General features: G+C 62.3%; 12 protein-coding genes and 1 tRNA gene. 5 read left to right on the top strand and 8 right to left on the bottom strand.

Annotation, left to right across the window (positions count from 1 at the left end; all coding sequences use genetic code 11):
* Positions 1-190 precede the first annotated feature (190 nt).
* Genes ACP7DD_RS26045 through ACP7DD_RS26035 form a run of 3 tightly spaced genes read right to left on the bottom strand, consistent with a single transcriptional unit; the run spans position 191 to position 1,928 of the window.
* On the bottom strand, positions 191-655 hold the full coding sequence (locus ACP7DD_RS26045) for a DUF2269 family protein (protein WP_426178249.1): 465 nt from the start codon (positions 653-655) through the stop codon (positions 191-193).
* Positions 656-1,141 (bottom strand): DoxX-like family protein, encoded by a 486-nt coding sequence (locus ACP7DD_RS26040; RefSeq protein WP_426178245.1) that lies wholly within the window; start codon positions 1,139-1,141, stop codon positions 656-658. It abuts the gene before it with no gap.
* Positions 1,122-1,928, bottom strand: coding sequence for an NAD-dependent epimerase/dehydratase family protein (locus ACP7DD_RS26035; RefSeq protein ID WP_426178243.1), 807 nt, complete (start codon positions 1,926-1,928; stop codon positions 1,122-1,124). Before ACP7DD_RS26035 ends, ACP7DD_RS26040 begins: the two co-directional genes overlap by 20 nt.
* A 291-nt stretch (positions 1,929-2,219) precedes the next feature.
* On the opposite strand from ACP7DD_RS26035, the gene ACP7DD_RS26030 reads away from it, so the two are divergent.
* Complete coding sequence (locus ACP7DD_RS26030) at positions 2,220-2,468, top strand: hypothetical protein (RefSeq protein WP_426178242.1); 249 nt, start codon at positions 2,220-2,222, stop codon at positions 2,466-2,468.
* Between the two features lie 67 nt (positions 2,469-2,535).
* Here ACP7DD_RS26030 and ACP7DD_RS26025 read toward each other — a convergent pair whose 3' ends face one another.
* The 5 genes from ACP7DD_RS26025 to ACP7DD_RS26005 all read right to left on the bottom strand — a co-directional run bounded on the left by ACP7DD_RS26025 (position 2,536) and on the right by ACP7DD_RS26005 (position 7,719).
* A complete protein-coding gene (locus ACP7DD_RS26025; protein ID WP_426178241.1) occupies positions 2,536-3,747 on the bottom strand; it encodes a DesA family fatty acid desaturase in 1,212 nt (403 codons plus the stop codon).
* Positions 3,748-3,852: 105 nt separating this feature from the next.
* Positions 3,853-5,187 (bottom strand): mechanosensitive ion channel family protein, encoded by a 1,335-nt coding sequence (locus ACP7DD_RS26020; RefSeq protein WP_426178240.1) that lies wholly within the window; start codon positions 5,185-5,187, stop codon positions 3,853-3,855.
* Positions 5,188-5,204: 17 nt separating this feature from the next.
* Positions 5,205-6,527: an RsmB/NOP family class I SAM-dependent RNA methyltransferase gene (locus ACP7DD_RS26015; protein ID WP_426178238.1), complete on the bottom strand. Its 1,323-nt coding sequence runs from the start codon at positions 6,525-6,527 to the stop codon at positions 5,205-5,207.
* Positions 6,528-6,556: 29 nt separating this feature from the next.
* Entirely contained in the window at positions 6,557-7,153 is a 597-nt protein-coding gene (purN, locus tag ACP7DD_RS26010; protein WP_426178236.1) for a phosphoribosylglycinamide formyltransferase, read from the bottom strand.
* Between the two features lie 167 nt (positions 7,154-7,320).
* A complete protein-coding gene (locus tag ACP7DD_RS26005; RefSeq protein WP_426178234.1) occupies positions 7,321-7,719 on the bottom strand; it encodes a barstar family protein in 399 nt (132 codons plus the stop codon).
* 374 nt (positions 7,720-8,093) lie between these two features.
* Between ACP7DD_RS26005 and ACP7DD_RS26000 the strand changes: the two genes are divergently transcribed.
* From ACP7DD_RS26000 to ACP7DD_RS25985, 4 genes are all read left to right on the top strand, one after another.
* The gene (locus ACP7DD_RS26000) at positions 8,094-8,624 is read left to right on the top strand and encodes a glycine zipper 2TM domain-containing protein (RefSeq protein WP_426178233.1); all 531 of its coding nucleotides are present in this window, start codon (positions 8,094-8,096) and stop codon (positions 8,622-8,624) included.
* Positions 8,625-8,718: 94 nt separating this feature from the next.
* Complete coding sequence (locus ACP7DD_RS25995) at positions 8,719-9,501, top strand: methyltransferase domain-containing protein (protein ID WP_426178231.1); 783 nt, start codon at positions 8,719-8,721, stop codon at positions 9,499-9,501.
* 126 nt (positions 9,502-9,627) lie between these two features.
* A complete protein-coding gene (locus tag ACP7DD_RS25990) occupies positions 9,628-11,358 on the top strand; it encodes a GspE/PulE family protein (protein ID WP_426178247.1) in 1,731 nt (576 codons plus the stop codon).
* A gap of 61 nt (positions 11,359-11,419) precedes the next feature.
* Positions 11,420-11,495: transfer RNA gene (locus tag ACP7DD_RS25985), tRNA-Lys, on the top strand.
* Positions 11,496-11,844: the final 349 nt, after the last annotated feature.

Below are 11,844 nucleotides of genomic sequence, written 5' to 3'. Positions count from 1 at the left end.
GGGTAGAATTCATATCGGGCAAGGTGGTGTTCGTGTTGTAAATTGTGTTTCTCGATAACTCACATTTTATCAATCACTTACGGCATTCTTGCCCTTTTTTATGCAAAATTCAGGCTAGCACTACCGGCAAACTGAACAGGCTCCGCGAGGAGCCTGTTTGCGCGCTGCATCCCGACGCTTGCGCCGCCGGCTAGACCGGCTTGGCCACCATCAGGTAGAAGATGGCGACAAAGGCGAAAAACGCCGGAATGCCGAGCGCGATCCACAGCCTGAAGTAGCGCCAGTACCGAGGCGGCAACGCGCTGCCGTCGCGCGCGGCCTGCACCGCCATGTCGCGCAGGCGCATCTGCAGCCAGACCACGGGCAGCCAGCAGGCGGCAGCGAGCACGTATAGTCCGATCGACCAGGCGAGCCAGCGGCTGCTCATTGCAAAGCCGGCGATGCGCACCAGGTAGTAGCCGGTCAGCGGCTGGACGATGATGGTCGTGGCCGTGAACAGCCAGTCGGCAACGACGACGATGCGGCTGACAACGGCAATGGCGCGCACGTCGCGGCTGATATTGGCGAACAGCATGTAGAACGCCGATCCGATGCCGGTGCCGAACAGGAAAGTGGACGACAGAATGTGCAGCCAGTTGAGCGTGACGTAATCGATCTATTTTTCCTCCAGTTTGTACAACATCCAGATGGCCACTAACATCGGCAGGTTCTTCGTCAGCGGGCCGTACGGATGCAACAAGTATTCCGGCAGCTTCCAGGCAATCACCACCGAATGGAACAGGATCAGCCCGATCTGCAACAGCCACAGCCAGCGGCGCCGCGCCAGCAGCAAGGTCCCCAGGCCAAGCGCCAGGTCGAAGCCGACGGCGCCGTACAGCATCAGCGGCTGCAGGCTGGGCGGCACCCCGGTGCGCTCGAGCAGCCGGTAACTGTCGGCGACCGGATACAGACCCGCCGACACCAGCGCGGTCACAATCCACACGAGCGCAATCGCCGAGCGCAGCAGCGGCAGCAGCCAGTTCAGCTTGGCCTGCGCGCTCTCGGCCGACGGCGCGACGATGAACTCGCGCACCGGCCGCGGCGGACGGCCCAGCAGGTGCGTGATGGCGCCGGCATCGGCGCTATTGCCGCGGTTGAGCATGCTTAAGGCATCCTCGTCGAGAAACGAGCCAGGCAGAAAGCGCGCCGCCTTCGCCGCCAGCCTGGCTGCCCAATCCGGCAAGTTGAGCACGCGCAGCTTGCCCATTCCCATCGCCGCGCGCAACGCCGACCAGATAGCCGGTAAATTCCATCGGCGCCGGGCCGACCAGCGCGATGCGCGCCGGCGTGCGCGCAGGATCGCGCAGCACAGCGGCGATGGCGGCAGCGACGTCGTCGACATGGACCGGCTGCACCAGCTGCGGCGCGCTGCCGAAGCGCACGCAAATCGGCACGCTGGCGAGCGTCTTGAAGGCGCGCGCGCTGGCCCCGCCAGGGCCGTACACCAGCGACGGCTGCACGATGCACGAGCGCAGCGGCAACGCCGCCAGGAAGTCGTCGGCTGCCTTCGTGCTGAGGTGATAGGCAGTGCTTGCATCGCTGTCGGCGCCCAGTGCCGACACCTGCACCACCAGTGCGACGCCGGGCGATTCGGCGCACGCGGCAAACAGCGCGCGCGGCGTGCCGGTATGCAAGGCGGCGAAAGTTTGCCCGGCGGTTTCACGAAAGATGCCGACGGTATTGATCACCGCGTCAATGCCGTCGAGGCGCGCCAGCGATACCGATTTATCGGTATCGCTGGCGAAGTCCACATCGATGTAGGCAAGGCCAGCACGCTCGCTGATGTTCCGACGACGCACGGCGCAGACAAGCTCATGACCGTCAGCCAGCAGCGACTCCACCAGCCGCTGGCCGATGAAGCCGCTACACCCCGTCAGCAAAATGCGCATCGATGTCCCTTTCGCCTTATCGATAGATGCCGTGGACGACGCCGAATTCAATATCACTGAAGATCGGAGGATGCCATCGAAGACTGGAACACTGCAACGCGCCGCGGCCTGCTGTCGGGCGCCGTCGCCAGCGCACTATCGACTGCCGCCCTCGCCGCTCTGGGCAAGGCTGGCACCGACAGCACGTTCGCGCCGACCAACGCCATCAGCCACTGGGTCTGGGGCGACAAGGCCGCGCGCCACGACGGGCCGTCGCTGCGCTACCCTGCCACCGGGTAGGTGATTCATCACTTGAGCGCCACGTTCTGGGCGGTGCTGTTCGAACGCTGCATGGGCGACCTGCTCGACCGCATGGGCCCGGCGCCAACCCTGGCCGCGGCAACGGCCACGTCGGCGGCGGCCTGCTTCACCGACTACCAGCTGACGCCGCACAGGCTGCAGCCAGGCTACGAAATGCGCTTGTCGAAGCCGGCGCTGGCAGTCGTCTACGGCGCCTTTGCCGCCGGCCTGGCGGCAAAGGCGCTGATGATGCGCCGCTAGCGAGTCGGGCGCCGGACGTAAAAATGGCCACCCGAAGATGGCCATTGTCGATCATGCCGCGTACTGCTTACGCGTAGCTGCGCAGCCGCAGCGAGAACTCCTGCAGCGACTTGATGCCGGACGCTTCGGCGCGCGCGCACCAGTCTTGCAGCTGATGGAGCAGCTGGTCGCGCGTGAAGTGCGAACGCTCCCAGATCGCGCCGAGCTCGACGCGCATGTGGTGCATCGTCTCGAGCGCCTTGCTGTGCTCAAACAGCTCGACGAGTTGCTGCTTGTGCGACGCTTCCAACTTGGCCGGCTCGCGCTGCAACAGCTTGCGCGACGACTTCAGGAAACGGTCTTCGAGTTCCGGCTTCTGGCGCAGGTGCGGCACTTCCTCGTGCCACGCATGCTTGAACGACTTGGCGTACTTGGCCATGACGTCGTAGCGGTTGGCGATGACCGACTGCAAGGTGTCGAAGTCCGCGACTAACTTGCCGTGCGCAAACTTCGGCTCCGGTGCGACCCGCCGTACCTTGGCCAGGCCGAAGGTTTCGAGGATGCGGATATACAGCCAGCCGATATCGAATTCGTACCATTTAGACGACAGTTTTGCCGACGTCGCGAACGTGTGGTGATTGTTGTGCAGCTCTTCACCACCGATCAGGATGCCGAAAGGAATGATGTTGGTGGCCGCGTCGGCGCAATCGTAGTTGCGATAGCCCCAGTAATGGCCGATGCCGTTGATGATGCCGGCCGCGGTGATCGGGATCCACATCATCTGGACAGCCCAGATGGTAATGCCGATGACGCCGAACAGCGCAACGTTAATGATCAGCTGCAGCACGACGCCCTGCCAGCTGAAGCGGGTGTAGACGTTGCGTTCGATCCAGTCGGTCGGCGTGCCATGGCCATATTTTTCCATGGTTTCCAGGTTCTTCGACTCCGCGCGATACAGCTCGGCGCCCTCGAACAGCACTTTCTTGATGCCGCGCGTGACCGGGCTATGCGGATCTTCCTCGGTATCGCACTTGGCGTGGTGCTTGCGGTGAATCGCCGCCCATTCCTTGGTGACCTGGCCGGTGGTCAGCCACAGCCAGAAACGAAAGAAGTGACTCGGAATGGCGTGCAACTCCAGCGCGCGGTGCGCCTGGTGACGGTGCAGGTAGATGGTTACGCTGGCGATCGTAATGTGCGTCACTGCAAGAGTGTAGAAAAACACCTGCCAACCCGACAGGCCGACGAGGCCGCCGTCGAGGAAACCGAGAACAGCGTCTACCGTATTACTTAACAAATTCATTAATGCTCCAATGTGGATTTTTGCCGTCGCTAGCCGCTTTCTTTGAAGCGGTCACACAGCGTCACATTTTACGCGTTTCCCTGTCGCACGGCACATTTACACGTATCAATTGGTGACAGTGTGTGAGTTTCGTGCGGCTGTTGATGCGAGAAGCGCATCGATCACGCGCGGATCGAGCCCGGCCTGTGTCAGCTTGATGTCGCCCGACTGCACCAGCTTGTAAATACGCTTGTTGACGTCGGAGATCACCCCGCCCGTTCCGTTCTCCGGATCGCTGATCCAGAAACCGAGTTCGAGCTCGAAACCGTCGGCGGCAAATTTGTTGACCGACACGCCAGGCGCCGGCGTTTCCATCACGCGCGGCACCTCGCGCGCGAGCCCTTCCAGCAACGGGATGACGACGTCGAGGTCGCTGCCATACGACACCGTCAGCCTGGTCGAGGCGCGCACCGAACTGCTCGACAGCGACTGGCTTTGCACCGGCCCGGAAATGAGCATTTCGTTCGGCAACACCGTCTCGACGCCGTCGAGGCCCTGCAGCACCGTGTAGCGGGCATTGATGCGCGTGACCTTGCCCGAATACTTGTCGACCGAAATCATGTCGCCGATCGACAGGCTGCGCTCGAGCAGGATGACGAAGCCGGACACATAGTTGCTGGCAATCTTTTGCAAACCGAGACCGAGACCGACGCCGAGCGCGCCGCCAAACACCGACAGCACCGTCAGGTCCAGCCCCATCAAGGTCAGGCTGTACAGCACGGCAACGACGATCAGTACCGCGCGGCTCATGCGCGCGAGGATCACCCTGAGCGACGAATGCATGCTCTGCACGCCCATCAGGCGTTCTTCGAGCGCGGCGCCGGCCCACAGCGCCAGCATCAGCAGCACCACGACCGACCCGGCCGCCTGCAAGATATTTGCCAGCGACACCTTGTGCCGGCCGATCGGCAGCAGCGTCGTCTCCAGGTACTCGATGATGTCCGGCCACAGGCCGAGGATGTACAGCGCCACCGCGAGCCACACCAGCAGCGCGAAGATTTTTTCGAACGTCAGGATGGCGGCACCGACCGGGCCATGCCGGGCGAACACCCGCCGCAGCAGGTAGAACGCGGTGCGGATCACCGCGAACGAGGAAAACAGCGGCAGCGTCACATTCAGCAGGTTGATGTGGTGATAACGCGCCAGTACCAGCCGCGCCAGCGCCAGCAGGCCGAGAATCAACAGCGGGCTGAGCACTCTGGCGAAACTTTCGACGCCGATGCGGCGCACGGTGCCACTGGTGCCCTCTTCGCCGCTCAGTTGCCGCAGGTAGCGGTTGCGCAGGAAGCGCGCCAGCCCCCAGCCGACCAGAATGCACAGCGCGATGGCGCCGGCCTGCCACAACACGCCTGGCTCGCGCAGATCGGCGAGCAGGTCGGACAGCAACTTTGACATCTGCATGGGCGCCCCGCGGCTGGTTACGCTTCGCTGTCGGCGTCGCCGTCGGTCTCGTCTTCAGGCTTGACCCTGGCTGGCTTCGGCGCCATCGGCTTGCGCTCGAGCACCGCGGCGAAGAAGCCGTCGGTCTGGTGCTTGTGCGGCAGCAGCTTCAGGTAGTCGCCCATTTCCAGATCGATCTTTTGCTCGGCCAGCACTTTGCTCATCGGCACGAGTTCAAATTCGTCGTGGGCGGCGAGAAATTGCTCGACGATGAAATCATTCTCTTCGGTCAGCAGGCTGCAGGTGGCGTACACCAGGCGCCCGCCGCCCTTGAGCAGGCGCGCCGCGCTGTCGAGGATCGCTGCCTGCTTTTCCTGCATCTCGGCGACGGCTTCGACCTTCTGGCGCCACTTGACGTCAGGATTGCGGCGCAAGGTGCCCAGGCCCGAACATGGCGCGTCGACCAGCACGCGGTCGATCTTGCCGGCCAGGCGCTTGACCTTGGCGTCGCGCTCGTGCGCGATCTGCACCGGATGCACGTTCGACAGGCCGCTGCGGGCCATGCGCGGCTTCAGCTTGGCAAGGCGCTTCTCGGAAATATCGAACGCGTACAGGCGGCCGGTGTTGCGCATCAGCGCGCCCAGCGCCAGCGTCTTGCCGCCGGCGCCGGCGCAGAAGTCGACGACCATCTCGCCGCGCTTGGCGCCGACGATCTGCGACAGGATCTGGCTGCCTTCGTCCTGCACTTCGATCGCGCCATCCTTAAACAGCGGCAGGTTCTGCAGCGACGGCTTTTTCAGTACGCGCAAGCCGAGCGGTGCGAACGGCGTCGGCACGGCGGCGATCGGCGCTTCGGCCAGCTTGGCGATGACGTCTTCGCGGGTCGCCTTGATCGAATTGACGCGCAGGTCGAGCGGCGCCGGCTGGTTCAGCGCGTGGGCCATTTCCAGCGTTTCGGCTTCGCCATACTGGGCGACGAACTTGTCGAACAACCACTTCGGCAAGTTCGAACGCATCTGCGGTGGCATCAGCTTGCGGTCGATCTGCGCGATGCGGGTCAGAAATTCGGTCTCTTCTTCGGTCAGGCCGGCCAGCGCGTCGGCGCCGACCGCTTCGGCCAGGCCGAGGATGGTCAGGCGGCGCATGGTCGACTCTTGCCCGGCCTCGGCGAAGTCGGTGAAGAACGACTTGTTGCGCAAAATGGCGTAGATGCCTTCAGCGACGGCGCCGCGTTCGCGTGGTCCAAGGCGCGGATGGTCCTTGAAGTAGCGCGACAAAGTGGTGTCGGCCGGCGCCGAAAAACGTAAGATCTCGCGCAATACTTCTTCAGTATTGCCGAGGATCGCTGGAGGCAATCTCATGATATTCCTTGGTTAACTACGTGTTGTGTCTATGCGGCCGTGCCGCTGCCGGCGCCAGGCCGGCCTTCGATGAATGCGCGGATGACGCGCGGATACAGGTTGTGTTCCTGCACCAGCACGCGCGCCGCCAAGGTCGCTTCCGTGTCGCCCGGCAACACTTCCACTTCGGCCTGTCCCAGCACCGGGCCGTGGTCCAGTTCGGTGGTGACGATGTGGACGGAGGCGCCATGCCTGGCGACCCCGGCCTCGAGCGCCTGGCGGTGCGTTGCCAGCCCTGGAAAATCGGGCAGCAGCGACGGGTGGATATTGATCATCCGGCCGGCGTAGTGCTCGACGAACGGCACCGTCAGGATGCGCATGAAGCCGGCCAGCACCACCAGGTCGGGCGCGAACGCGTCGACTGCCTGCGCCAGCGCCGCGTCAAACTCGGCGCGGCTGGCGAAATCCTTGCTTGGAACGACGGCGGTCGCAATGCCGCTGGCCTTGGCAAAAGCCAGTCCGGCGGCGTCCGCCTTGTTACTGATAACTGCTGCGATCCTTGCCGGCCACTGTTCGGCTTGCGACGCGCGCACTACCGATTCCATGTTGCTGCCGCGACCAGAAATTAGGATCACAATGTTTTTCATAGCGCGCATTGTACCCTGACCAGCAGTCGCGGCCCATATACAAGGTGAAATTTGTTGCACTGCACCACGACAGTTGTAGCGCGGGGTGGGTGGTGCTTCGAAAATGGTAGGGTTTCCGCCTGTACGGGAAGCCCCACCACTTATAAAGAGCAATGAATAGTGAGGACTTACTCGAACGAGTAAAACACCCGGAACGGCACCTTCTTCTCCGCCCAGTAATCGGCAGCATCGCGAAACACGTCCAGCAAGGTTTCGCGCGCTTCCTTGTCGAACTTCTGGGTGTTGGGCAGTTGCTCGAGCACCACGATAAACCCCGGCTGCTGCCCCGCCTTGTTGATCGTCTCGGTCAGGCACTCGCGCAGCGAGTCGAAGTTCTTGCTGCAAGGCTTAGGAAAATGAAAGTTTTCGCCGATGCGGGCGCACACCTGCTGCTTCGTCAGCGCGTCGGCACAATGGGCATACAGAAAATGCTGCCCGAGGCGAACGGCTTCCTCCTGCAATTCCACGACACGGAAAGCGCGAATGGATTGCACAAGGTTAGGCGGCACTGTTAAAAACAAATTCATTATTCCCTCAAGTCGACCTGTAGCTACCGGTGGTTTCTGATTGCGTAATTCCCTGTGCGTTGCGTCCTTGTACAAAACGCCGTTCTCCCATTTGATCGTTGCTTACCGCCAATAGACTCTACAATTTTCTGTAAGGGTAACGTTTTGTGGTAACTGAATCAACCCGAATGTGATCGAAGGCGAAATATTTGTAAAAAAACGCGATGCTTTACGATAAATTAGGAGGCGCAGTGATGTTAAATGCCGCCGAATGCTTGACCTGTTGTTACATCTTGTTGCCATGTGGGATCGTTATCGCCTTCAAGTCGCGTTAATATTATGAACATGGCCGCATCGGCTAATCCAGTACACCCCCACATAGAACGAGGTTCAAGATGAACATGCAGACCAAGTTGATCGTCACCGCCATGGGCCTGTGCGCCCTGCCGATGGTGCAGGCAGTCGAATTCGAAGATTTTGGCCGCGTCGTGCGGGTTCAGCCGCGCGTTGAACAAGTCCGTGAGCCCCGCGAGGAATGCCGCACCGAATACATCCAGGCGCCGGTCCAGCAGTATCAGCAGCCGCGCAGCGTCGGCGGCTCGATCGTCGGCGGCCTCGCCGGCGCGCTGGTCGGTAACCAGATCGGCGGCGGCACCGGCCGCACCACCGCCACCGCGGTCGGCGCCATCGCCGGCGCCGTCCTCGGCGACCGTGTCGACAACAACGGCCGCAACATCAATCAGCCGCAGGGCGTGCAGGAGCAGGCTGTGCGCCAGTGCCGCACGGTCGAATCCTACGAGTCGCGCACCAACGGCTACGAAGTGACGTATGACTACCGCGGCCGCAACTACACCACCGTGATGGCGCGCGACCCTGGCCAGCGCATCCGCCTGCGCGTATCGGTCGAGCCTGATCAGAGGCAGTAAGCCGGCGGGCGCCCCGGCGCCGGCTCAGGACGGGTTCTGCTTGCGCTAGGGGAACCCCTCCAACGATAATAGGGCGATCGAATCAGGTCGCCCTATGCTTATCAGAAGAAAATCCATCGAACAAGTCGAATCGTCGCGCCGCCCGGCGCGCAAACCCAAGTTTGCGCCCGTGACCTTGTCCGAACAGGACGGCGTGCGCTATCTCCACTTCGGCACCGAGTGGGTGCAAGGCGCGATGCGCATCCGCAAGCCCGACTGGCCCGAGCTCGAATACGCCCAGCAGATGATGGCCTGGATGCTGTATCTCGACGCGCCGGGCGCCATCGCCCAGTTGGGTCTGGGCACCGGCACGCTGACCAAATTTTGCTACCGCAACTTCCCCGACGCCACCGTCACCGCCGTCGAGCTCAATGCCTCGGTGATCGCCGTGTGCGAGTCGATGTTCAAGCTGCCGCCAAATGACGAGCGCCTGCAGGTGCTCGAGATGGACGCGCTCGACTTCGTCGACGATCCGGCCAACCTGGGCGCCTTCGACGTCTTGCAATGCGACCTGTACGACGCCACCGCGCGCGGTCCGGTGCTCGATACGCCCGAGTTCTACCGCTCCTGCTGCGCGTGCCTGGCGCCGGGCGGCATCATGACGGTCAACCTGTTCGGCGACCACCCCAGCTTCGCGAAAAACATCAAAGCCATGAAGTATGGCTTCGAGCACGTCATTTGCTTGCCGGAAGTGCATGATGGTAATGTGGTTGCGCTGTGCTTCAAGAGCCGCCCTGACGTCGACGCCGACACCCTCGCCGAACGCGCGGCCGCGATCGTCGCCGCCACCAAGCTGCCAGCCAAATCGTGGGTCAAGGGCATCAAGTCAGCACAGTAAGTAGCGCTTAACGGAGAACACGCTTTGAATCCAGACCAGACCGCGGCAGGCGCGGCGGCAACAACCACCGCGCGCCCACGGGCTGCGTTGCCCAAATCGCTGGACCTGCAAATCCTGTTCTCCTGGATGCTGGCCGACGGCATCGTCGAGAAGGCCGGCGTCAAGGCCCACTTCGCGCAGGCGCAGGGCATCCTGAAGAACGCCCCCGGCTCGATGCATCCGCTGTCGGCCATCGCCCAGTGCAAGCTGGTGTCGGCGCAGCCCCCGCACCGGCTGCTGACCCTGGACGTGTTGTCCGAGTGGACTGCCGCCAAGGTCGGCCTGCAATTTGTCCGCATCGATCCACTGAAGGTCGACTTCACCAAGGTGGCCGACGTCATGTCGGCCGGCTACGCCGCGCGCTTTAACATCTTGCCGCTCGACCTCACCGCCACCACGCTGGTCGTCGCCACCGCCGAGCCGTTCCTGCTCGACTGGGAATCGGAAATCGCCAAGATCTCGCGCCGCAAGATTCAGCTGGTGATCTCCAACCCGCTCGACATCGCCCAGTACATCGGGCAGTTCTTCAGCCTGGCGAAATCGATCAAGAGCGCGAACAAGGCCAACGGTCAGGACCTGGCGCTGCGCAGCAATTTCGAGCAGCTTGTCGAGCTCGGCAAGTCCAACAAGCAGCTCGACGCCAACGACCAGCACGTCGTCAACATCGTCGACTGGCTGTGGCAATACGCGTTCGAACAGCGCGCCTCCGACATCCACCTCGAGCCCAAGCGCGACGTCGCGCTGATCCGTTTCCGCATCGACGGCGTGCTGCACCAGGTCTACCAGGTGCCGGCGGTGGTGATGATCGCCATGACGGCGCGCATCAAGCTGCTCGGGCGCATGGACGTGATCGAAAAGCGGCGCCCGCAGGACGGCCGCATCAAGACGCGCACCAATGGCGGCCAGGAGGTCGAGCTGCGCCTGTCGACGTTGCCGACCGCGTTTGGCGAAAAACTGGTGATGCGTATTTTCGATCCGGAAGTGGTGGTCAAGACGCTGCCGGAGCTTGGCTTTCCGGTCGACGACGCCAAGCGATGGGACGGCCTGACGACGCGGCCGCACGGCATCATCCTCGTGACGGGGCCGACCGGTTCGGGCAAGACGACGACGCTGTACACCACGCTCAAGGCGCTCGCCACCAGCGAAGTCAACGTGTGCACGGTGGAAGATCCGATCGAGATGGTGGAAGCGTCATTCAACCAGATGCAGGTGCAGCCCGGCATCGACTTGTCGTTTGCCGACGGCGTCAAGGCGCTGATGCGGCAGGATCCCGACATCATCATGGTCGGCGAGATCCGCGACCTCGGGACCGCCGAGATGGCGATCCAGGCCGCCCTGACCGGCCACCTGGTGCTGTCGACATTGCACACCAACGACGCGCCGTCGGCGGTGATGCGCCTGCTGGAACTGGGCGTGCCGCATTACCTGCTGGAAGCGACGCTGATCGGCATCCTGGCGCAGCGCCTGGTGCGCACCTTGTGCATCGAATGCAAGGCGCCCGACGGCGAGATCAACGACGACGTCTGGCACAGCATTGGCGGCGCCTGGAACATTCCGAAGCCGGCCACGATTTACCGGCCGATCGGCTGCCCCGAGTGCCGCCAGACCGGCTACCGCGGCCGCACGGGCATCTACGAATTGCTGACGATATCGGAAGGCTTCACCAAGCTGATCGGTGAAGAGACCGACCTGCTGGCCTTGCGCCAGCAAAGCGTAGCCGATGGCATGAAGCCGCTGCGCATCGCCGGCGCGCTGAAGGTCGTCGAGGGTGTGACGACGGCCGAAGAGATCCTGAAAGTGACGGCGGCGTTGTCGTAATTGCTTTTCTAAAATACGCGCTGGCGGAAACGCGATCTGTCGTTTATAATTCTGCCTCTTCGGGTCGTTAGCTCAGCTGGTAGAGCAGCGGACTTTTAATCCGTTGGTCGCAGGTTCGAATCCCGCACGGCCTACCACGAATACCCATCAAGCCCACGAATTCACGTTCGTGGGCTTTTTGCTTTCTGGCGATCGACGGCGCCGCCTAGATCACAACGGGCCCAAGTGCAGTTGGGCGCTATGGCGATCGTTCGTTTCGACACCGATTACGCACCCGCGAATCTGGCCCGCTACAGGCGATGCCTATCTATGCAAAGATTGCGCTGCGCCACTCGCGCACTGCAGAGTGCCAGCGATATTTCCTGAACCTAGCCTGAATTTTGCATAAAAAAGGGCAAGAATGCCGTAAGTGATTGATAAAATGTGAGTTATCGAGAAACACAATTTACAACACGAACACCACCTTGCCCGATATGAATTCTACCC

Source organism: Massilia sp. TWR1-2-2, assembly GCF_049897565.1.
Classification (GTDB): domain Bacteria; phylum Pseudomonadota; class Gammaproteobacteria; order Burkholderiales; family Burkholderiaceae_D; genus JAFCUW01.
This window is presented reverse-complemented; position numbering and strand designations above follow the sequence as displayed.